The sequence below is a fragment of the Paenibacillus sp. cl130 genome (assembly GCF_900116035.1).
Classification (GTDB): domain Bacteria; phylum Bacillota; class Bacilli; order Paenibacillales; family Paenibacillaceae; genus Paenibacillus; species Paenibacillus polymyxa_B.
Genome location: NZ_FOYG01000004.1, coordinates 125,011 through 147,286, shown reverse-complemented (window position 1 = coordinate 147,286; position 22,276 = coordinate 125,011). Strand labels below are relative to the sequence as shown.

Sequence of the window (22,276 nt, the reverse complement as noted above, 5' to 3'; positions counted from 1 at the left end):
TATTAATGGTTCCCCTCTACAGAGGCTAGAATGCTTAACGCAAAGGTTCAAACCCCTCTGCTTGCTTGAGAATCCGCTCAATTTCCGCGCATGTCTCCGGTTGCAGCGTCACTTCGACTGCTTTTACATTTTCTTCGATTTGTGCCGGTTTAGTGGCCCCAATGAGTGCAGCGCTGATACCCGGTTCTCTCAGAATCCAGGCAAGCGCGAGCTGTGACAGGGTAATACCCAAATCCTTCGCCAGCTTATCCAGCTCCTGGACACAGTTTAGAACGGTATCGTTCATGTAACTGCTGATGACATTATTGACAGAGGCATCAGCCCCGCGGCTGCCCGTCGGTAAAGGTTGTCCAGGCTTGTATTTACCCGTGAGGATACCTTGGGCCAGAGGCGAAAATACAATTTGGCCGATACCTACCTGCCCGGATACGGGAAGTACCTCATGTTCGATATAACGTTCGAACATATTATAGATTGGCTGATTGGCAATCAGTGGCCGCAAATTCAGCCTTTTTCCAATCCCATAGGCATCCGTGAGCTGGGCAGCACTCCATTCACTGACAGCAGCGTACAGAATCTTACCCTGAGCCTGAAGGTCATCAAGCGCTCGCAGCGTCTCTTCCAAAGGAGTACCCGAATCATAACGATGACAGAAGTACATGTCGATATAATCCGTGCCAAGACGCTTCAGACTCGCTTCACATTGCTCCATAATGTGCTTGCGTGACAGTCCCCTGTCATTGGGACCAGAATCCATAGGGAAGTACACCTTGGTAGATAACACATAGCTCTCTCTTCGATAAGGCTTCAAGGCAGCTCCCATAGCCTTCTCGCCTTCTCCCCGGTTATACGCGTTCGCGGTATCAAAGAAATTAATCCCGAGTTCAAAGGCTTTGGCAATACAGGTATGAGCTGCTTCCTGCTCGGCAGCTGTACCGTACGTTAACCAGCTACCCAGACCGATTTCACTAATTTTAAGACCACTGTTGCCTACATTTCTATATTTCATATCTACTCCTTCTTTCATAAGAAGATCATATTTTTATATTTTAACATGTAAACCCTTTCATTAAAATCATTGATAAAGGACTCATGGAGTTATATGAAGGATATCTACCACCCTGACTGTTAGGGTGGTAGATGCTTATAGCCTCACAATCTCAAATCATATTTACTTGCTTCCTACAGGAAAAAGCGCATCATATGCGGGACAAGGCAGTTTGTCGAGAAACTCCTGAAGCTGCTTCGGTTTATTTTTGTAAATATCCTTTAGGGATGTTCCATTATAAATATTGCCGATGACCACAGGATGGCATAGCTCACAGATCAGGATGTCCCCGTTCCCGTGAAGATGGAGCTGTTTTTTACCATCAACACAGTTGGAAAAATAAACACCAGGCTGTTCCTTGAAGCCCAGCGCTTCTGCAAAACGGTCCATACAGGTGAAATACAACACAGTATCATCTTTCTTATGTGCAATCAGGTCATGAACGGAACGGACGAGCGCTTCCTTGGTGGAAATAGCATTCCAGTTCGTATGATCCATCACAATGCTGTTTTGGATTTCATGGATGCGCACACCGAGTTCATATACCTTTTCGCTAATCGCTGGCATGTTGTTCTGCGTCTCCGCAAACAGCAACGTCTCCAGCACCGTTTCCAGCTTGGCTTCGGTACATAATCGGATATTTTGAACGATTTTCTCATACATGCGAGGATGAACATGATAATAGGTTGCATATTTATCGGCATCCGTGAAGTTGAAAGAGATATGAATGTTGGAAAGTCCTGCATCACGTAGTTTCTCAATTCGTTCAGGGCTGAGCAAGCTGGCATTGGTATTGAGCTGGGTAGCGATGCCCTTGCTTGAGCAGTGAGCCACAATGTCCAGACAATCCTCATACTTCAAGGTCACTTCTCCCCCGGACAGTCGCACACGTTTTAACGTTGGAATGTCATCAATAATATCAATGACCTCTTTGCTGCTAATGCATTGCCCATCGTTCCGCTGATACGCGCAGCAGTAATCACACTTGAAGTTGCAATTAGAGGTGACCCCGACTTCCAGTCCCTCCAGCTCGTAGATGCCCGGCTTTTCCAGTTCAAGTGCTTTATATTTGTTGTCTATACTCACTTTCTCATGATCCTCCCGATCTCAGGCTTATGTCTTGAATTCCCTTGAGATTATACAGAATAGGAGCGGTTTGTAGATATGACATTGGTAACGGTGGGGCCAAACAGATACCATAGCGGTAACGGCCTTGGAATCCTCCTATCAGCGCTGAAAAAATTAATTTGACAAGTACTGCCGAACTTTAGTAAATTCATATTAGTTAAGCCCTTAACTACATTTATGGTGGTGATCGTTTGAAAGACCTACAGGATTATGTACTTGATTTGCCGCTGCATTCTCTGGTTTTCTTTTCACTGGTGGAAACGACAGCCGGATTAGTTGATGTCTCAGAAAAATACTGGCATTCGAAGGGAACCAATGGAGCCAGAATTCGAATTCTAGTTGAAATCATGAAGGAAGGAGGTACAATTCTCCCATCTGTGCTCGCCCAAAGGATCGGTGTCACCAAATCAAATATTAGCCTGCTGCTCACCCCGCTCGAAAACGAAGGATTCATTCGCCGGGAAGGCCATCCCATGGACGGTAGAAAATCGGTAATTTCTATAACAAGCGAAGGGCAAAGCCTTCTGCTGTGTAATTTACCCGAAAACCGGCAGAGGATTGCGGAAAAAATGCAGGTGTTGAATGATCAGGAATTGAAGCAGCTCCTTTCCCTGCTCAACAAATTAAAGAGGACGTAACGGCTTTTCTACTCAATTGGTTAAGCCCTAAACTAAAATCCCATTTGTATAAAAAGGATGATATTCCATGTCGATCGTTATTACTGGAGCCAATGGTCAATTGGGGAGCCTAATCATACAACAGCTCCTTCAAAAAGTCTCACCTCATGAAATTACCGCTTGTGTTCGCCACCTTGAAACCGGAAAACACTATGAGGCACAGGGAATTACAGTACGATTAGGTGACTACGATCAACCCGATTCGCTTGAGCAAGCATTCGCGGGTGCTTCCCAACTGTTGTTGATTTCAAGTTCACATCCCGACGATACGATTCGTATTCGTCAACATACTCATATCATAGAAGTAGCTAAAAAATGTAAAGTAGAACACATTTTATACACCAGCTTTGCCTTTTCTGAAGCCAGCTCTATCCCCCTCTCCAATCTGCATTTGGCTACAGAACACGCCATTTGCACCACCGGAATTCCTTACACTTTTCTACGGAATGCATTATATACCGATTTTGTCAAAACTCTCGACCTGAACGCCGCCATAGCGAAGGGCGCACTCGATATTTACCCTGGAGAGTGGAAATTTAACACCGTCACGCGTTGGGATCTTGCCAGAGGGATCGCAGCAGTGCTATCCGGTCCAGACCGCCATAAGAATAAGAAATATGAATTCGTCTCCTCCAGTCCCTGGACCTTTTCAGATTTGACAGCAGCTTTGACCGAGCTTACAGGCAGATCCGTCTCCCTCCGTCATGACCCCCAAATCAAAAATTGGATATTTGGGTTTTTGGGCAAAATAGATACGCGCTCCACGTCGGATGAATTGGAACAGTTGATCGGTGGTCCGCTCACTTCACTGAAAGAAAGCATCCGTCCCTTTATCTCCACATGAAAAGCAACGCTAAAATTTTTTTACCAACACCCACTCCATAAATTGTGAGCGATATGTGAACTGGGCATACTTCTCATTCCCAAATCCATACTGAATATATCTATTGGTAATGGAGGCAGGAATTGTGGATAAAAGGATGAATCTGCTTATGTTCAGCGGCGATTATGATAAGGCAATGGCTGGACTGATTCTGGCAAATACAGCGCGGGAATTGGACGTGGATGTGACGATGTTTTTTGCGTTCTGGGGACTATTTCTGGTTCGTGATCCTGACAAGATGACGTTTGAGGACAAGACGATTTATGAAAAAATCATGGGCTGGATGACTCCAAAAGGACCCGAAGAGTTGCCATTATCCAAAATGAATTTTAGCGGCCTTGGCAAGCTGATGCTGACTGAAATGATCGAAGATAACGAAGCCCCGAAGCTCATTCATTTCTTGAAAGGAGCACGGAAGAAAAATGTGAAATTTTATGCCTGTAAGCTATCGGTCGATATTATGGGCTTTAAACCGGAAGAATTTATACCTGAACTGGAAATTATCGAGGCCAAAACGTATTTAAAAGATGCGCTCGAATCCGATATGCAGTTGTTTATATAAGATAAACTTGCGCCTTATCCGGCTGTTGAATGAGGCCTTTATTGTGACTAAATGATGACACTCGCCTATTTTTTTTAACCTATTCGGGCCTACCTACGTACCCTAAGAAGACAGAACGACTTGGGAGGCGCCGTATGCTCATGGCTCGAATTGGAAGCAGTAATTGTAGGTATCAGCCTTCTAACGAGGCTTATTTCCAAAGGTATCGTGAAAGTACAATCGGATATCACCAGACCTTTGAATCTCCATATGGGCAAAAAAAGCTGATTTATGCGGATTGGGCAGCCAGCGGCCGTCTGTATGGACCCATCGAGTCGAAAATAGCTAATGAATTAGGCCCTTTTGTGGCGAACACGCATACGGAGTCTAATTTGACAGGTACTCTGATGACCCAAGCCTATGAAGAAGCGAAACAAATCATTAAGAGCCACGTTCATGCCAATGAACATGATATCATCCTGTTCGCCGGGTCCGGTATGACAGGTGCAGTGAATAAGCTTCAGCGACTGTTAGGATTGAAAATACATGAAAAATTAAAGCCCCTCTACCCCATCGCCGAAAAAGAACGTCCCGTTATTTTCGTTACACACATGGAGCATCATTCCAATCATATTTCCTGGGCAGAAACCATTGGAGACGTTGTGTGTCTTTCTCCGGGTCCCGGCGGAATTGTCGATCCAACTCATCTCGAACGACTGCTGCTTCAATTCCAGCATCGTCCTATCAAAATCGGCGCCTTTACCGCCTGCTCCAATGTTACAGGGTTCGAAGTGCCGATTTACCAGCTAGCCCGAAAAATGCACGAACATGGTGGCGTTTGTTTCGTTGATTTTTCGGCAAGCGCACCTTATGCCGAGATCAACATGCACCGTACAGATCCGCTTGAGAAGCTGGACGGGATTGTATTTTCTCCTCACAAATTTCTTGGGGGGCCCGGTACAAGTGGCGTTTTAATTGTGGATTCGAGGCTGTGCCTCAATTGTGCTCCAGATCAGCCAGGAGGGGGCACAGTTAGCTGGACCAATCCTTGGGGTGGATACGAGTATAAAGAGAATACTGAAGCCCGTGAGGATGGAGGGACGCCTGCCTTTCTACAGGCCGTTCGAACGGCGCTCTGCATTCGGCTGAAGGAACAAATGGGACAGAAGCGCCTGTTGGAGCGCAAAAAGGAACTGACATCTCTATTACTAAAGAGCTTGAGTACCATACCAGACCTACACATTTTAGGAAGAAGTAGCCAAGAACGAATGGGAATCGTTTCTTTCGTTGTCGGCCATATTCACTATAACCTGATTGTAAAACTATTGAATGATCGGTTTGGCATTCAGGTCCGGGGCGGCTGCTCTTGTGCAGGCCCCTACGGACATTATTTGCTGGGCATCGACCAGCAAACATCTAAACAAATGACAGACCTGATCCATGCGGGAGACTTATCTCGAAAACCGGGGTGGGTGCGTCTGTCGCTCCATCCCATGATGACGAATCAGGAAGTCTCCTATATCGCCTCTTCCATACGGGCAATCGTGGAAAACATCATGACCTGGCAAAAAGATTATACCTATCAACCAGAATCAAACGAATGGCAATCTATGCATGAACATCACAAAATAGACATCAGCAAATGGTTCAATTTCAGCGATTAAGAGACTCCTATCCGTTCCCTTCTTTCAAAATTCTCATAGGATACACTGTAAATTACTATATGAGGAAAGAAGTGACGACAATGGGGCTCAATTTTCGCAACAGTACTAGTGCAGCTATCTTTGTAGTCTTTGCCTACCCGGACTTCAGCTGTACTCCTGTTAACTACTCTAAAGCAGGCTGGTACCGTGTTAACCCCGGACAGACTATTCAGGTTTGGAGCGGCTTCGCAGGAGGTAATACGTTCTTTTATTACGCTGAAGATGATTTTGGACGCGAATGGCGGGGTTCATATTTCACTCAAGTTCCTGAAAATGCCTTCAATTGGTGCTGGGATACAGGCTGTACCACTTGTAGAAGCGTGGGACTGCGGAGAATCGCAGTTAGTCCGTTCGTCTTGGACTACACCATCAACTTTGTAACGAGCAGCAGTCAAAGAAAACCTGCATCATCCACACTCCGCATGACATTGCCTTCCAAAGCAACCCAAGAGAAACCTATTTTGCGCAGAGTTCCTGCAACACCTAAGAGACTAAAACAAGGCAAAACTCTATTGCAAAAACGTATTGCACATAAAAAACGGACCAAATAAAAAATGATCTGATCAGCTCGCATATAGTTTTTTTAGAACCCAAAAAAGGAGCGACCTCCCCCCATGGCCTGCTCCTTTCTCTTTTATCTATGAGGCAACCCACTTATTTACTCTCGGATTCCCACTTGGATATCTCTTCACGAACCCGTGGTGCTACCTCTGTTCCCAATAGCTCAATAGCTCTCATGACATCATCATGCGGCATCGTACCGACGGGCACGTGCAACAGAAAACGTGTAATGCCTACCTGTTTACGCAGATGAATGATTTTCTTGGCAACCGTATCGGGATCGCCTACATACAACGCTCCTTCAAAGCTGCGTGCGGCATCGAAGCTGGAACGAGTGTAAGGGCCCCAACCACGTTCACGCCCAAGCACATTCATGCTCTGCTGAGTGGAAGGGAAGAACTTATCCGCTGCCAGCTCAGTCATCTCTGCGATAAAACCATGCGAGTGTGATGCAACCGGAAGCAGCGATGCATCATGACCAGCATGCCTAGCGGCTTTTTTATACAATTCCACCAACGGGGCAAACTGTACAGGGCTACCCCCAATAATCGCCAGAACCAGCGGCAACCCGAGCAAGCCTGCACGAACCACAGATTCCTGATTGCCCCCACTCCCAATCCATACGGGCAAAGGATTTTGAACTGGACGCGGATACACACCCAAATTGTTGATTGCCGGCCGATGCCCGCCTTTCCAGGTAACTTTCTCGGATTCTCGTATTTTCAATAACAGCTCCAGCTTTTCATCGAATAATTCATCGTAGTTATCCAAATCATACCCAAATAACGGAAACGATTCGATAAAAGAACCTCGGCCTGCCATAATCTCAGCTCGTCCATTCGAAATACCGTCCAGTGTAGCAAAATCTTGAAACACACGTACGGGATCATCCGATGAAAGCACCGTAACTGCACTGGTTAACCGAATTCGTTGGGTCTGTGCTGCTGCAGCAGCGAGGATAACAGCCGGAGCAGATGCCGCATAATCTTTACGATGATGCTCCCCCACGCCGTACACATCCAGCCCTACCTGATCTGCAAGCACAATCTCCTCGACCACTTCACGTATACGTTGTGCGTGACTGATAACCTCACCCGTTTGGGTATCCGGCGTTGTTTCTACAAACGTGCTTATACCTATCTCCACTTGTTCTACCCCCTATTTTCATGCCCTATTCTCATACGACTGCTTTCGAAGCCAATCATTTTAAATACCGATATCTTTATATTGAACCTTTTTCACATCTTTTTCAAGCTCTCCTTTTTTGAGTCTGAAAACCAGCCAAGGGAAGTGTCCAGATTCGCCGCAGGAAAAGAAGTCTCTTTGTCGAATATTTTATGGAATAAAGAAGATTCCCATCCCCACAACATGAATACAACAAGGAGGCACATACATTTATGGCTTTTGTCATTAACAATTTAAAGGATAACAGCAATGTTGCCATGACTGACCAATTAGGTGGATTTACGGTACTAGAATACATAACAGATTTGAGTTCTACCTCGGTTATGGCTGCGAAAGACAATTACTATATGAGCAAAAGTAATATGCGCCGCAAACAGCTCATGATCGAAATCAACAATAGCGAGATTATGATGAAGGCGGGAGCCATGCAATATACTGTGGGTAGCATGGAAATGACTACTGGTGTAAAAGGCGTTGGAGGCTTAATGCGAAACTTGGTGTCCGGTGCTGTAACGGGAACAGGTGCCATTAAACCACACTATAGAGGCACGGGTACCATTATGCTGGAGCCTACTTACCAATATATTTGGCTTATTGATGTCGACAATGATGATATTGCCATCGAAGACGGCTTGTTTTTGGCTTGTGACACGACGCTGGACATTTCCGTCGTTGCACGTAGTAATCTTTCCTCTGCTGCACTGGGTGGAGAAGGGTTATTTAATTTAAGCGCCCGCGGAAAAGGAGTTCTGGCACTTCAAGCTCCAATCCCTTCTGAGGAAGCGGTCGTTATAGAATTGCAAAATGATGTGCTGAAGGTGGATGGTAACTTTGCCCTCATGTGGTCCAATACCTTACAGTTCACCGTCGAAAAATCCGGGAAAACCAAAATGGGCTCGGCTGCTTCCGGCGAAGGGCTGGTAAATGTGTACAGGGGAACGGGAACCGTATGGTTAGCACCATTGTAAATAAAAAAGGAGAAGCCCTCGGCTTCTCCTTTCTTACATTTTAATTCTTTTTTACAAACTCCGATTTTAGCTTCATTGCTCCAAAACCATCAATTTTGCAGTCAATATCGTGATCGCCATCTACCAGACGGATGTTTTTTACTTTGGTGCCGATTTTCAAGACGGATGAGCTTCCCTTCACTTTAAGGTCTTTAATGACAGTTACAGAGTCACCATCCTGCAGGATGTTACCATTCGCATCTTTAACAACCTTTACGTCTTCACTGCTTGCTTCTGACTCGGTAGACCACTCATGAGCGCATTCCGGGCAAATGAAAAGACTGCGATCCTCATAAGTGTATTCTGAATTACATTCAGGACAATTTGGTAAATTAGACATGGTATTATGTACTCCATTCATTTTCAAATTCTACTGCTATGCTAAGCTTCCTTGATAGACCAAGCTTGCTCCAAGTCTTCCTTGGAGTTCCCTACAAGTATATTGGATAATCCGTCACGATTCCACTCATTGATGAAACTAATCTGAGTATTGTTGTACCTTATATGTAAGCGTTCTGTCTACTGAAAATGCCGAGAGGTAAACATGTAACTAAAAAGGACGCTGTCTTCCTAGGCAGCATCCTTTTTTACGGCACGTTTATTATGCTTGGGTTTGCTTGATCAGTTCACTAATTCCTTGACTAAGCGGCGTAAGGGGGCGTTTCAACAGCTTCTCGAAGTCGTTGCTTACGACATCCAAGGCTCCTTCACGAATTGCTTGTTGAATACCGACCACAATAGGGATGGCACCTTCCGGGACTCCCGCACCGAGCATAACCTCGGCATACGTAGCATCATCCACCTGCTGTACAGGAACGTCTTTGCCCAGAACCTCAGCAAGTACCGCTGCAAACTCTTCTTGGGTAATCGGCTTACCGGAGAGCTCATATATTGTATTCTCATGCCCTTCGCCAGACAAAACGGTTGCAGCTGCTTGCGCATAATCTGCGCGGGTAGCCCAACCTACTTTACCGGACCCTGCCGAGGTTAGCCAAGGAGCCCCCGCGAGTACGGATTGGATCGTGCCTGCCTCATTCTCCAGATACCAATTATTACGCAGGAAGGAGTAAGGAATACCTGACTCTCGAATGAACTCCTCCGTGATACGATGTACGGGCGCAAGGAATAGAGTGCTGTCAGCGGCATTGGCAGCGCTAGTATAAACGATGAAGCCTACTCCAGCACGCACAGCAGCATCAACAGCCGCTTTATGCTGACGGATTCTAGTATCATTATCCCCGTCTGCGGATATAATCAGCAGTCGATCTACTCCAGCAAACGCCTGATCCAGCGTCTCCGGTTTATCAAAATCGCCATGACGAACGTCAACACCACGAGACCGTAAGTTCTCTGCTTTTTCTGGATTTCTTACGCTAACAATAAGATCGTTTGCGGAGACAAATGTAAGCAACGTATCTACCACGATGGAACCCAGTTGCCCCGTTGCTCCTGTTAATGCAATTTTCATATGAAATCCTCCATTCAAATTGTATTCACTTTTATATAGTAACTAAAAATATAACACATGTCTAATCTAGAGTCTAAAGGTCTGCTTTTCGGGTAAGAGTTGGTAACCCAGACTTTCCCCAGAGAAAGGAACATGTATATGAAGAAAGCTATGATTATTGTAAATCCCTCTTCCGGCAAAGAGGAATCCCTCCAACATGTCAGAAGCGTAGAAGAAATTCTACGTGATCAAGGATACGTTGTTACGGTTAAAGAGACGGCAAAGGAACTGGACGCCACTCGTTTTTGCGTCAATGCGTGTGAGGAAGCTTGTGACCTAGTCGTTTCCATCGGCGGGGATGGCACACTTCACGAAACAATCAACGGTTTCATTGATCAAGACCATCGTCCAAGACTGGGTGTCATTCCCCTGGGGACAGTCAATGATTTTGCCCGTGCCTTGCAAATTCCGCTAAGTCCCGAGCTAGCGATCCGTACACTGACTTCTGCCCGCGTGAAAAACGTAGATATGGGTCTCTTAAACGGCCGAATGTTTGCCAATGTTGTTGCCACAGGTTCACTTGCTGAATCGCTATCAGCTGTATCATCAGACGATAAATCCATGTTTGGCACGTTTGCCTACTTCAAAGAAGGCATGAAAGAGCTTATCAGCCATCCTGCCCACTCCCTTATCGTCCGCTATGATGACAATATCTGGGAAGGAAAATCCCCACTCTTTTTGGCTACTTTGACCAATTCAGTTGGCGGATTCGAGAAACTGGCGCCCGATGCGGCTGTTGACGATGGTCTGCTTCACTGCTTTATTTTCAAAAACCTCAATATATTGAACACCGTGACGGCCAGCATATCCTTATTTTTAGGCAACCTGAAGGATCATAGTGATATCGTTTACTTTACCGCAAAGCATGTAAGTGTCAGCTCTGCAGAACCGGTCAGTACGAATGTAGATGGTGAGGAAGGGCCGTCTTTGCCTATCGAGCTTGGTATTTTACCGCGTCATATTGAGGTAATTGTGCCGGAAGAGGTTTAAGTAATGCGGTGCTGATCCTCAAGCTTGAGGATCATACTCGCTCAATTTCCCCTCGTAGATCAAATGGAATCGATCACTTTGACGAAAATCGTCTGGCGTAACAAGAGCGGGCAACTTGTTCCATATTTTTATGCCGGATCGCTGTAAAATTTCTGCGACGAATTGCGAACAAAAATAAGAATTGCTGAACTCAACTGGTTCTTTGAGTGCAATACCAATCAAACCCAGTAAGTTATACATATATTTTTGACGACTTCGGATAAATACATGTAAAACTCGCTTCATTTTTTCAACTTCACGGTCGGTTACTTGAAGCTCGTAGATAACACATGTTGTATTCGGAAATCTGCTGTATGTACCTGTCTTAATATCCTCTTTCACGAAACCACCATCCAGAGGGTTATTAGGGGTCTTTCTCCCGAAGCTGTATAACTCCGAAAGTTCCCGGTTGAAGGAAATGGAGGCGTGATTGTATGGCGCTCTCGTATAGCTTTTAATGACTCTCGTAAGAAACGTTCCCGTATTCGTAAGCAAGATAAAGACGGATTGATCTGCTACCATTTACGAAATTTCCCCTTATCAAGTTTGAATTATTCCTTCATAATAACATAGGAACCTTAATGGAATCCTATTTCGCGATAAGTTGGTGAGTGGTAATGGACAGTTCGCTATTAACGTTAATCCTTATTTTCACAGCCTTATTGGTCATCCATCTGATTTATATAGTGGTAGTCAAAACACAGCCAGACAAAGACTATGCAGCTATTGGGCTTCGCATCAAGACATGGTGGGGTATGTTCCTTATCTTTTGCTTGGCAACTCTTTTCAATCCGATCGTTTCACTGCTTTCCTTGATGGCACTCACCTTTTTTGCGCTAAAAGAATACTTTTCCATGATTAGATCCAGAAAAGCTGATCGCAGATTGTTTCTATGGGCGTACTTAGCGATTCCCGTACAATTTTATTGGATTTATATCGGGTGGTACGGAATGTTTATTGTCTTTATCCCTATCTATGTATTCTTACTGCTACCGCTCCCGCGATTGATCAACAAAGGAACGGTTGGTTTTTTGCGCAGTGTCAGTTCGACCCAATGGGGGCTCATGCTGATGGTTTTCGGGTTGAGTCATCTGGCCTATTTTCAGTTTGCTACGCCGCAATACGGAGCAAAACTTGTACTTTTTCTAGTGGTACTGACGCAGCTCAATGATGTCGTACACTATCTAGCATCACTCTATTTCGGAAAGCGGAAAATCGTCCCGACATCCAATCCCAATATAACTTGGGAAGGCTTTGCATTCGCTTTTCCCGTAACCATAGCGGCTTCCTATCTTATCTATCCCTATCTGACGCCGTTTGACCTGAAATTTGGAATTATTTTCGGCATGCTGATCAGCTTGAGCGGTTTCTTCGGTAGCTTAACGGTTTCCGTGCTGAAGCGGGATTTATTAATCGGCGATGATGACAAGTTCGATGCTTTGAAAAAAAGCTATTTAAGTCGGGTGGATAGCTTGACCTACACCTCGCCCGTCTTTTTTCACGTGATCCGTTATTTTTTTGACTTTATGTAGCGATTACATGGCTCAAACCTAGATGATCATGGAACACAATATCTTGTTGTGAAAAAAGCAGCCTATCCTCACGGGGTTGTATTCCCGTCAGTACACTGTTGCTGTCCTATATCATCCTCCGTGAATCCTTCTCATTGGCTCATCTGGCTGGTGCAGGCTTTGTATTTCTCGGCATCATACTTATATCACGCGGTGAACGCCGCTGACTTACGCAAAGACCTTCTCAAGAAAAGAGGCTCCCGGCTGAAACTTCGGGAGCCTCTTTTTTTTGATTCAAGTTCTTATCGCTTGGAATTAATGCACCTGATCCAGCAATTGATATGCTTCTTCCTTCGTTTTAACCGCCAGGAGCGCTTCTCTGAAATGATCATCCATCAGCTTACGCGATAACATCTGCAGTACTTTCAGATGCGCATTTTCCTTGCTGTTGCGCGGTACGGCAATCATGAAGATCAGTTTTGCTTCACTTCCGTCTGCACTATTCCAGTCAACACCGCCCTGCTGGATGCCGAAGACCACGCTTGGTTTCAGGACCGCTTCCGATTTGCCATGAGGAATGGCAATATTCATTCCAATGCCTGTGGAGCCTTCTTCCTCTCTGGATAATATCGCCTGTTTGAAATCACTGGCAGAGCTTACGGCTCCAGTTCTCTCAAGTGCTCTGATCATTTCATCAACCACAGCATCTCGTGTCGTTCCTTCCAGATCCAAATTAATCAGATCCATCGTTACAATATCCGTCAGTTTCTCAATGTGAATGGTTTGCGAAGACACGGCCGGCCCGTTATTTGTGACAGTTGTTGATGCAGATGACTCCGCAGCGGCCTTTGTAGTAATCGCAGATTGTCCAGCTTCCCCAGCAGCATCTGGAGTTACAGTTGCTGCAATATCTTTTTTCAGCAAGCTCACCAGGACAACCGATACAGCTACGCCGACAATAACGGCGATAAAGAACATAAGCACATGATCTACTGCACCAAGTACAGCTACAATCGGTCCACCGTGAGCTACCTTGTCACCTACATTCCCCAACATCGCAATGACTGAACCGACCATGGATCCTACCATGATACTAGGAATAACACGCAGTGGATCTTGCGCCGCGAATGGAATTGCACCTTCGGTAATACCGAACAACCCCATTGTGAATGTTGCCTTCCCAGCCTCGCGTTCCGCAGGTGCAAATTTACGTTTGTTGATCATCGCTGCAAGTCCCATCCCAATCGGTGGAATACAAATCGCAACGGCGATTGGCCCCATAATTTCATAATTCCCTTCGCCGATCATGGCCGAACCGAATAAGAAAGCAACTTTGTTCACAGGGCCGCCCATATCAAAGGAGATCATCGCACCTAGAATCAATGCCAGTAGAATTGAACTTGTACCTTGCATACCTGCAAGCCAACCTGTTAAAGCTTCAAACAATTGTGCGACTGGAGCACCAATCACAAAGACAAAGATTAATCCTACAATTAAAGATGCCAATACAGGGATAATAATTATAGGCATGATCGGCTGTAATGCTCGGCCAACCTTGATTTTTCGAATCCCAAGTGCAACATAACCCGCCAGGAAACCGGCGATAATGCCGCCGATAAATCCAGCCCCCGCCTCACTTCCATAAAAGCTGCCGTTCGCAGCAATGAATCCGCCAATCATACCCGGTGCAAGCCCCGGTCTATCTGCAATACTCATCGCGATAAATCCGGCGAGGATCGGTATCATAAAGGTAAACGAAGCCGAACCGATATCCTGAACCGTCTTCCAGAATGAACCGTCCGGTATAACCAGACCGCCTGGTGTCTTCTCACCGCCAATCGTCAACGCAATGGCAATGAGCAATCCCCCAATGACGATGAAGGGTACCATATAGGATACACCGTTCATCAAGTGGCGGTAGATGGGATTTTGTTTCGGTTTGTTCTCCTGTGAGCTACCTTCGGCAGAACGTGACTCTGCTTGGTACACAGGTACATTACCCTTCATCACCCGCTGGATCAATTCTTCTGGACGGCGAATGCCATCCTGTACGCCAACGACCAGCAGTTTCTTACCGACGAAGCGGTCTTTAACCACCGTTTTATCCGCTGCAATAATAATGCCATCTGCCTCACGGATCTCCTGCTCGGTCAGTTGATTTTCGACTCCAATGGAGCCTTGTGTCTCGACCTTCATCTCGACGCCCAGCTTTGCTGCTGCCTTTTGCAGATTCTCAGCTGCCATATACGTATGTGCAATTCCGTTAGGACATGAGGTAATCGCCAATATCTTCATAGTCATTCCCCTTCTCTCTGTTGTTTCCGCTTACATTGATAGTATAAACGCCTATCTTGCTGTTATCGGACGAACTTTTTACCGGAACTTTCGGAAAAACGGAATTATACCGGCAAAAAACAGGACTTATCTATAAGTCCTGTTCCAGAGCACAGCTTTTTTAGTTTATCCCTTCATTCTCCCTAATAATCTCATCGCATCGGTCTCCTTAGATAAGGCATGAACCAAAGCAGGCTGCTCACTGATCAGGGACAATTCCTTAAATAACTGGCGCATTTCTTCCCGCCCATCCTGTTTGACCGCAAGCAAGAACACAAGCTCTACTTTCTCGGTTCCCCAGGTAAGCGGCTGCTTCAAGGTAGCGATTACAATGGAGGACTGCCTTATCCACTCAGAACCGCCATGCGGGATGGCTATGCCTCCCCCAATCGTCGTGGCCGACATTTTTTCTCGCGCCAGTACGCTGTCCACATAACCAGGCTCCACATATCCTTTGTCCTCCAGTATTTGCGCCAGCTTGGAGATCAATTGTTCCGGATGCTGCACTTCCTGCTGGGGAAAGACCAAAAAAGGTGTTGTATATTTAAAAAATACCGATTCTTCTGCTGCCCTATGTTCCGGCTCATCCAGTCGTCGGATCACTTGCTCCAGTCGACGTTCGTCCTTGACATCCAGCAAGGGAGAGACGAGAATGTGCGGAATGTTCATCTCTGGGAGATCTACAGTGGTAATGACGAGATCCACCTCCTGGGCTGCCAGATAGTCCTGGACTTCTGCTTTGGAAAGGGTTGTCTCCACATGTACAGCCGGAAATTTACGTTCCACCTTGGTGCGTAGCAGTTGGGACATACCGATGCCCATGTGACACACGATGATGGCTCTCTGGGGATGACTCTCTTTCTGGTGCAATCGCTCCACAGAAGCCTGAAAATGCAGCGTTAAATACGCCGCTTCCTCCTCGGGGAAGGATAGCCGGATCCATTTCCCCACCTCTTCCAGTGTAATAATAACTCGGTCGAACATGTAGGGGTACATCTTCTTGATCTCGGCCAGCATAGGATTGGACACGGTCAACCCATATTGAAGACGGTTCAGGGTCGTATATAAATGGACATTCAACCCTTTCAGTAACATCTTGTCCTTGGAAAAGGCAATCATATTCAGCTCGGACATCCGCCGAACTAACTGCTCAATCAACTCAGGCAAAAGCGGGTGACTATCTGCCAGCTCACCTTGTTTTCCTGTTCTTCCCTCCTGCTGGTAACGGAACTTCCCACTAAGCAGGTGCAGAGTTAAATACGCCGTCTCTTCCTTGGAAAAAGGCACAGCAAACAACTTTTGCAACTGCTGCAAAAAAGACGTAGCCCATGTAAATTCGCGTCTCTCCTGCAAAAAGGCAATGTCCTGCTTGGAGAGCGAAATGGGTTGTCCCATCTTGGTTCGTTTGACCATTAAGAGAATATGCAGCATTAGAGCTTCGAAAGCTTCGTCAGTAAAGCTGAGCTCATGGCGTTTTTGAAATGCTTTTAATTCATGATTTATGGTTGTAATCTCGTGCGATTCAAACTGTTTGCGCATCATCTGTCCTGTTAACTCAGGACTGTCAATCAGCTGGTTCATCCGCGCCAAAGCGATGCGCTTATTTTTCTCAGAGCCTTGAATGGTCAATCCAACGCGCTGCTTGGTAATCAAGGCCAGATCAAAGCTGTGCAGCCAGCCATCGATCTTCTCCATATCTCTACGAATCACCGTCTTGTTCACATAATACTGTGAAGCTAGATCCTGGATGGTCACAGGCTTGGCATTCATCAAGAGCCGATAGGCGAGATGCAGCACCCTTTCCTCATCCGACTCATGTTGGGCTGTACTCTCGTCCGCATACAGTCGATGGAACAATTCATTCTGATCCGCTTCACCCATCTCCAGATAAATGCCGCGTCCCGGCCTTCTCACCAGATTGGCATCAGAATGCTTGACGATATAATCTTCAATTACTTTCAGATCGTTGCGGATCGTCTTTTCAGAGCAGTCGGTCAGATCCGCCAGATCCTGCGCTAACCACAACCGGTCCGGTTCAGTTAACAACATGCGTAAAATTTCCATTTGCCTTTTATTCATTCCATTCTCCCATCTTCCAAAATAAAGAATGTCCAGGGCATTTCGAGCTATATTTTTGCTGGTTTTGTGTTGACTTTAAGTATACTCCAAGTAGTACATTTAAAGCATGGTGGCCGCCAAATTCAAGAATAATGAAAAGAGGAATCGCTCATGACTATTGGGAAAACAGCTCTTATTACTGGGGCCAACAAAGGCATCGGGTATGAAACAGCCAGACAATTGGGGGGGATGGGTATTACAATCCTGATTGGCTCACGGAATGAGCAGAGCGGCCGGGAAGCGGTGGCTAAGTTGGCTAATGAGGGAGTAGAAGCCCGATTGATTTTGTTAGACGTGACGAATCAAAGTACGATTGATTCCGCAGTCCAACAGATCAAACAAGAATTCGGTTCCCTTGATGTACTAATCAACAATGCCGGCATATCTTTAGGAGGAGCCCCTCCTCCAAGTCAGTTCTCTTTGAACGATTTAAGAGAAACGTATGAAACGAACTTTTTCGGTTTGGTCGCCGTGACGCAAGCCATGCTACCTTTATTGCAAGAATCTCCTTGTGGTAGAATCGTTAACTTGTCGAGTGGCCTTGGTTCGTTAACCTATAATGGCGATCCTGAGCATGAGCATGCACAATTTAATTTGCTTGCCTACAATAGCAGCAAGGCAGCGGTTAATATGTTCACCGTCACCCTTGCCAAAGAATTCAAAGACTCACCTCTCAAAATTAATTCGGCTGACCCTGGCTTTACCGCCACTGACTTAAATGGCTTTACAGGACCGGGTTCGGTACAACAAGCTGCTGCTGTCGTTGTTCGTTTAGCCACTTTAAATAATGACGGGCCGTCAGGAGGGTTTTTCGACTCGAATGGAGAAGTGCCTTGGTAATCGTTACAATTAAGGAGTGGGATACTTTGCAGGAAATTCCGGAGACCATAACCTCTATTAGTCAAGCTGCAGAACTAACAGGTTTAACAGAAGATACTATACGCTATTATGAGCGAATTGGCTTGCTGCCTTATGCAGAACGAAAGGCTAACGGACACAGGTTCTACAGTAGAGATCAGATTCTGGGGATTATCTTTTTAACCCGATTAAAAGCCACTGGAATGACTATAGAGGAAATGAAGCATTATCGAGAACTTTCGATGCAAGGCAACAGCACCATTCCGATCAGACACTCCTTACTTGAAAAACATAATCAGAAGATTCAACAAGAAATTTCCAGACTGATGGAAACCCAAAAAATTATTGAATATAAGCTCAACCATTATCGTGACCTCTCTACCAATCCTGATCTTAGCGACACGAATTGCAACCCTACAACACCCAGCACCAATCCCCTTTTTTAAGGGGTTTTTTTATTTTCAGCGGGAGATTGATGGAGCTCCCTTAATTCCCTATAATCCAAATATAGTATGAATTTCTAGGGGGAATAACGGTGATCACCTATGTGAGATGCAATGACGTCAGTATGGAACACATTTTCCAAGCATTTTCGCTTGGGTTCTCGGATTATTCCATTCGTCTGACCACGGATCAGGACGATTTCGCAGCACGTTTTTTTGGTCCAGAGGGTAATACACGGAATCACTCTTTCCTTGCCATGGATGAGGATCAACCGATCGGCTTAATTCTTGGCGGTGTCCGGCAGTTCGACGGGTACAAGACCATGCGTTGCGGCACGCTATGCATCGCCCCGGCTTACCGTGGTCAGGGGATTAGCAACAAGTTGCTGGAATTACATAAACAAACAGCCATCTCCGCGGGTTGCCAGCAGCTATGGCTCGAAGTCATCAAGGATAATCATCGGGCCGTCAAATTATATAAAAAGCAAGGCTATCAGCCACGCTATACGCTGAAATACTACAACGGCACTCTGCCCTCCACCCCACCCGCTGCCCTCTCATCTTCGTATATTCTTAAGGAAGTTACATTTGATGACATCGCAGCTTTTCGAAAGACCCTTATCGACTGCCACATCCATTGGCAAAGTGACACACCTTATTACGCCACTAGTACACAGGAAGCTTTTCTCGGCATCTACGAAGTAAATCAAACGTGCCTCGGCATGGTGAGCATGAGTGCTAAGGGTAAAATCAACTTTCTTTGGGTCGATCCTAAGCATCGCAACCAAGGATTAGGATGCGCCCTCCTTCATAGAGCAGCAGAGATCCAAAAGATTGAGAAGGTGTACATCTGTCTGTCTGACAATGACTCTCTTGAAGGCTTTATCCAAAAAATAGGTCTCTCGAAAGACTCCATTGAGCAATATGAAATGGGTATGCCGCTGAATCCAAGCTCTCCCGCTTGATTCACCTACATCTATCATTTCTGAGAACGATTGATATACTCTGATTTGACCAATGCGCACATGTAAAGATCATCATATTTCCCTAGCGTAAATTCATATTGGGAGAGGAGCCCTTCTTGCCGAAAGCCTGCTTTTTCAAGCAACCGCAAGGATTGTGCATTCTCTGGCTCTACTAGCGCCTGAATGCGGTTCAATGAGAGGAAGGGATATTTATAATAATTTCTTTGTTTATAGAATGTTTTCCTAAACATGGATTGTAAAATGACCGTTAATATAAGGAGTGTGTTTTCAATTATTAAGAAGAGGTGTATTTTTTGGACGAACAGCACATATCACACAATCCGCAGGAAACTTCAAGACAGACGTACATTCAGCATGGTCAAAATTATGGGGTAGATCCAAACAGGATGGCGGCGTTATCAAAAACATACGGGAATTCTACTCTGTTTAGACGGTGGGGAGCAACAGTTTTTGATTGCATATTTTTTGTAATCGGGTATATTTGTTTTTTTATTTCTGTCATTCAAATAACGGACAGATGGTTTTTGCCTTTAGCGATTGCAACCCGTTGTATTCTGCTTATTGCTTTCTTCAGCTATTATTTGCTTTTGGAAGGTTACACAGGCTATACGCTGGGTAAGTTCGTTTTTCGTATTAAGGTGGTTAACGGGGAAGGAAAGCCTCCTGGTTTTCTTAAATCACTCATTCGTACGCTGCTCAGACTCATAGACACCAATCCGTTGCTAATGGGTGGGATACCTGCTGGTATCAGTGTGTTAGTAACTGCATCAAGACAACGAATTGGTGATTTAGCTGCAGGTACATATGTTGTAAAGGTACGGGATTTAGAGCCGATTAACAAAAAGACAATGAAACGTTCGCTCTTTATATTTTTTACTGCAATGGTGATCTTGGGAGCCTCGTTTGTAAATGCTATTTTTATACTTGCAGACAGTTACGTACCTCCTGAAGCTCCAGTGAGCAAGAAAGAGCAAAGCTATGTAAGTAAAGATGGACGATTTCAAATCACGGCCCCGCTGGACTGGTCAACAGACCCGGACCGTGAAGGAAAAGCAGAGATTGCGATATTTAATCCGTACATTCAAAAGTCCGTTGCGGTAGTATCCAATTCGAAAAAGGAATTGGGCAATGTAACTCTCCAGCACTACACAAAGAAAATTCAATACAACATGACCAAAGAGTTTAATCTCTCTACTGTAGGACCTTCATCTAACACAACGATTCATGGATATCCTGCCATTGAGTTTACGATTAAAGGACAAAAAGATGTGAACCATTATGTCACCCATGTGGCGATTATTGAGACCGAAAATGATTATTATCAGGTGCTCGGATATACGCCCGCATCTAAATATAGTCGTTTTAAGAAAGAGCTACATGATATTATCTACAGCTTCCGCGAGGTCCGTCATTAGACAGCGTGGCTGGCAATAAAAAGGATAGACAAAAAGCAGGTGCTCCTATGAGCCCTGTTTTTTTGCGTACAACTATACTCTAGATTACACTCAATGCAAAAATATATAACATCGTTTAATGGATTATTATAATATGCTGCAATTTCACATCTATGATAAAATTGACTGACATGTTCGGTAATCCGCTTTATCATATTGTTCAGATGCACAATAAATTGGAAACCCTTTCATTAAGGTGATACATTAAAATACGCTATATCACTATAGATAAAGGAGGAATCCGGATTTTGTTTCAGCTCTCCGAAAAACAAGCCCAAGACATCGTAGACAAAATGATGAAGGATATTCCATACAATATCAATATTATGAATGAACGAGGCATCATCATTGGCAGCGGCGAGAGTGAACGAATCGGAACCATTCACCAAGGAGCTGTTCAGGCGCTCGAAACTGGGAAAATGGTTGAAGTGTGGCAGGACGGCCACTATGAGAAAAAGGGAACCAATGAACCGATTGTCATTCATCATGAGTTAGTTGGTGTCATTGGTATTTCAGGCAATCCTGATGAAGTGCGTCCTTTTTGCAATATTGTTAAAACTACGGTGTCTCTCCTGATTGAACAGCGGATCTCCTTGGAGCATCTGGCCCACGAAGCCAACCGCAAAAAATCTGTGCTGGAAATGCTGTTAAATCATCAGGGAGCCTACACGCAAAAAATAAAAAAAGAAGCAGCCCAATATCACATTGATTTGCTTCTAAAAACTTCGGCTGTATATGTAAAGTACCTGCCTACTGATCCAGCTCATTTAGCCGAGTTGTCCAATATATTTATGCAGCATCCATCCTTTCGTATGGAGGAAGACTGCTATCTCATCCTAATACAAAATCAGGAGCCGACAGACAAACTGCTAGAGCCACTTGTGCGCAGCCATCCCGATGTGCTGGTTACGGTCAGCAGACAAGAGATCAACATTGCGGATGTTTATATGCAGGCCAAGTCAGCTATGAATGTTTTACTGGCTTTGCGCCCGCCTGTGCAAAAAATTTCTTTTGCGGAAGTCGAATTTCTGGTCAAATTGAGTCAAACGAACCTGACGAATACGATCTATCTGGTTAGCAAGCTGGAAGATACCGTGGATTTGCTGGATACGCTGCGAAGCTTTATTAACCATAACGGCAGTGTCTCCTTTACCGCAGATGAATTAAATATTCACCGAAATACGCTGCAATACCGCCTGAAGCGCATTCATACCTTAACCGGTAAAGATCCCCGGAATCTCCTTCAGCTTTTTGAGCTTACGCACGGCTTATTGGCACTGTATCAATGAACTGCTGTATCACG

General features: G+C 45.2%; 22 protein-coding genes. 14 read left to right on the top strand and 8 right to left on the bottom strand.

All coding sequences use genetic code 11. From position 1 onward, the window contains the following. Positions 1-34 precede the first annotated feature (34 nt). Together BM358_RS13015 and BM358_RS13010 are read right to left on the bottom strand one after the other, a co-directional pair. Complete coding sequence (locus BM358_RS13015; RefSeq protein ID WP_028540916.1) at positions 35-1,009, bottom strand: aldo/keto reductase family protein; 975 nt, start codon at positions 1,007-1,009, stop codon at positions 35-37. Positions 1,010-1,171: 162 nt separating this feature from the next. Further along, positions 1,172-2,134 (bottom strand): radical SAM protein, encoded by a 963-nt coding sequence (locus BM358_RS13010; protein ID WP_028540917.1) that lies wholly within the window; start codon positions 2,132-2,134, stop codon positions 1,172-1,174. A gap of 233 nt (positions 2,135-2,367) precedes the next feature. On the opposite strand from BM358_RS13010, the gene BM358_RS13005 reads away from it, so the two are divergent. The 5 genes from BM358_RS13005 (at position 2,368) to BM358_RS12985 (ending at position 6,531) form a co-directional block, all read left to right on the top strand. Continuing rightward, positions 2,368-2,814 carry a MarR family winged helix-turn-helix transcriptional regulator gene (locus BM358_RS13005; RefSeq protein WP_023991037.1) on the top strand — a complete coding sequence of 149 codons (447 nt, stop codon included), beginning with the start codon at positions 2,368-2,370 and terminating at the stop codon, positions 2,812-2,814. A gap of 67 nt (positions 2,815-2,881) precedes the next feature. Continuing rightward, positions 2,882-3,697 carry an NAD(P)H-binding protein gene (locus BM358_RS13000; protein ID WP_028540918.1) on the top strand — a complete coding sequence of 272 codons (816 nt, stop codon included), beginning with the start codon at positions 2,882-2,884 and terminating at the stop codon, positions 3,695-3,697. A 124-nt stretch (positions 3,698-3,821) separates the two neighbouring features. Further along, a complete protein-coding gene (locus tag BM358_RS12995) occupies positions 3,822-4,298 on the top strand; it encodes a DsrE/DsrF/DrsH-like family protein (protein ID WP_023991039.1) in 477 nt (158 codons plus the stop codon). Between the two features lie 134 nt (positions 4,299-4,432). After that, positions 4,433-5,941, top strand: coding sequence for an aminotransferase class V-fold PLP-dependent enzyme (locus tag BM358_RS12990; RefSeq protein ID WP_028540919.1), 1,509 nt, complete (start codon positions 4,433-4,435; stop codon positions 5,939-5,941). Between the two features lie 80 nt (positions 5,942-6,021). Further along, positions 6,022-6,531 carry a DUF1036 domain-containing protein gene (locus BM358_RS12985; RefSeq protein ID WP_028540920.1) on the top strand — a complete coding sequence of 170 codons (510 nt, stop codon included), beginning with the start codon at positions 6,022-6,024 and terminating at the stop codon, positions 6,529-6,531. Between the two features lie 103 nt (positions 6,532-6,634). Here BM358_RS12985 and BM358_RS12980 read toward each other — a convergent pair whose 3' ends face one another. Beyond that, a complete protein-coding gene (locus BM358_RS12980) occupies positions 6,635-7,687 on the bottom strand; it encodes an LLM class flavin-dependent oxidoreductase (RefSeq protein ID WP_023991042.1) in 1,053 nt (350 codons plus the stop codon). Between the two features lie 251 nt (positions 7,688-7,938). Between BM358_RS12980 and BM358_RS12975 the strand changes: the two genes are divergently transcribed. After that, positions 7,939-8,694 carry an AIM24 family protein gene (locus BM358_RS12975; protein ID WP_028540921.1) on the top strand — a complete coding sequence of 252 codons (756 nt, stop codon included), beginning with the start codon at positions 7,939-7,941 and terminating at the stop codon, positions 8,692-8,694. A 40-nt stretch (positions 8,695-8,734) separates the two neighbouring features. Here the strand turns inward: BM358_RS12975 and BM358_RS12970 are convergent, their stop codons facing one another. Together BM358_RS12970 and BM358_RS12965 are read right to left on the bottom strand one after the other, a co-directional pair. Continuing rightward, a complete protein-coding gene (locus tag BM358_RS12970) occupies positions 8,735-9,073 on the bottom strand; it encodes a zinc ribbon domain-containing protein YjdM (RefSeq protein ID WP_013312677.1) in 339 nt (112 codons plus the stop codon). Positions 9,074-9,334: 261 nt separating this feature from the next. Next, the gene (locus BM358_RS12965) at positions 9,335-10,201 is read right to left on the bottom strand and encodes an SDR family oxidoreductase (RefSeq protein ID WP_028540922.1); all 867 of its coding nucleotides are present in this window, start codon (positions 10,199-10,201) and stop codon (positions 9,335-9,337) included. 138 nt (positions 10,202-10,339) lie between these two features. Here BM358_RS12965 and BM358_RS12960 point away from each other — a divergent pair, with 138 nt between their 5' ends. Further along, positions 10,340-11,230, top strand: a complete 891-nt coding sequence (locus BM358_RS12960; protein WP_023991045.1) for a diacylglycerol/lipid kinase family protein — start codon at positions 10,340-10,342, stop codon at positions 11,228-11,230. Between the two features lie 18 nt (positions 11,231-11,248). On the opposite strand, the gene BM358_RS12955 is transcribed toward BM358_RS12960, so the two are convergent. Further along, entirely contained in the window at positions 11,249-11,791 is a 543-nt protein-coding gene (locus BM358_RS12955) for a hypothetical protein (RefSeq protein WP_023991046.1), read from the bottom strand. Between the two features lie 95 nt (positions 11,792-11,886). On the opposite strand from BM358_RS12955, the gene BM358_RS12950 reads away from it, so the two are divergent. Further along, on the top strand, positions 11,887-12,801 hold the full coding sequence (locus tag BM358_RS12950; protein ID WP_028540923.1) for a phosphatidate cytidylyltransferase: 915 nt from the start codon (positions 11,887-11,889) through the stop codon (positions 12,799-12,801). A 38-nt stretch (positions 12,802-12,839) separates the two neighbouring features. Continuing rightward, positions 12,840-13,007 (top strand): EamA family transporter, encoded by a 168-nt coding sequence (locus BM358_RS12945; protein WP_305954070.1) that lies wholly within the window; start codon positions 12,840-12,842, stop codon positions 13,005-13,007. Positions 13,008-13,095: 88 nt separating this feature from the next. Here the strand turns inward: BM358_RS12945 and BM358_RS12940 are convergent, their stop codons facing one another. Continuing rightward, the gene (locus BM358_RS12940; protein ID WP_028540924.1) at positions 13,096-15,075 is read right to left on the bottom strand and encodes a PTS fructose transporter subunit IIABC; all 1,980 of its coding nucleotides are present in this window, start codon (positions 15,073-15,075) and stop codon (positions 13,096-13,098) included. Between the two features lie 165 nt (positions 15,076-15,240). Then, positions 15,241-17,193 carry a BglG family transcription antiterminator gene (locus tag BM358_RS12935; RefSeq protein WP_028540925.1) on the bottom strand — a complete coding sequence of 651 codons (1,953 nt, stop codon included), beginning with the start codon at positions 17,191-17,193 and terminating at the stop codon, positions 15,241-15,243. A gap of 150 nt (positions 17,194-17,343) precedes the next feature. Here BM358_RS12935 and BM358_RS12930 point away from each other — a divergent pair, with 150 nt between their 5' ends. The 5 genes from BM358_RS12930 (at position 17,344) to BM358_RS12905 (ending at position 22,262) form a co-directional block, all read left to right on the top strand. Beyond that, positions 17,344-18,072 (top strand): SDR family oxidoreductase, encoded by a 729-nt coding sequence (locus BM358_RS12930; RefSeq protein WP_028540926.1) that lies wholly within the window; start codon positions 17,344-17,346, stop codon positions 18,070-18,072. Continuing rightward, on the top strand, positions 18,066-18,536 hold the full coding sequence (locus tag BM358_RS12925; protein WP_023991051.1) for a MerR family transcriptional regulator: 471 nt from the start codon (positions 18,066-18,068) through the stop codon (positions 18,534-18,536). The genes BM358_RS12930 and BM358_RS12925 overlap by 7 nt, the downstream gene beginning before the upstream one ends. An 89-nt stretch (positions 18,537-18,625) precedes the next feature. Then, positions 18,626-19,498 (top strand): GNAT family N-acetyltransferase, encoded by an 873-nt coding sequence (locus tag BM358_RS12920; RefSeq protein WP_028540928.1) that lies wholly within the window; start codon positions 18,626-18,628, stop codon positions 19,496-19,498. Positions 19,499-19,812: 314 nt separating this feature from the next. After that, the gene (locus BM358_RS12910; protein ID WP_023991053.1) at positions 19,813-20,934 is read left to right on the top strand and encodes an RDD family protein; all 1,122 of its coding nucleotides are present in this window, start codon (positions 19,813-19,815) and stop codon (positions 20,932-20,934) included. Positions 20,935-21,221: 287 nt separating this feature from the next. Further along, positions 21,222-22,262 (top strand): CdaR family transcriptional regulator, encoded by a 1,041-nt coding sequence (locus BM358_RS12905; RefSeq protein WP_028540929.1) that lies wholly within the window; start codon positions 21,222-21,224, stop codon positions 22,260-22,262. The last annotated feature ends 14 nt before the right edge of the window (positions 22,263-22,276 follow it).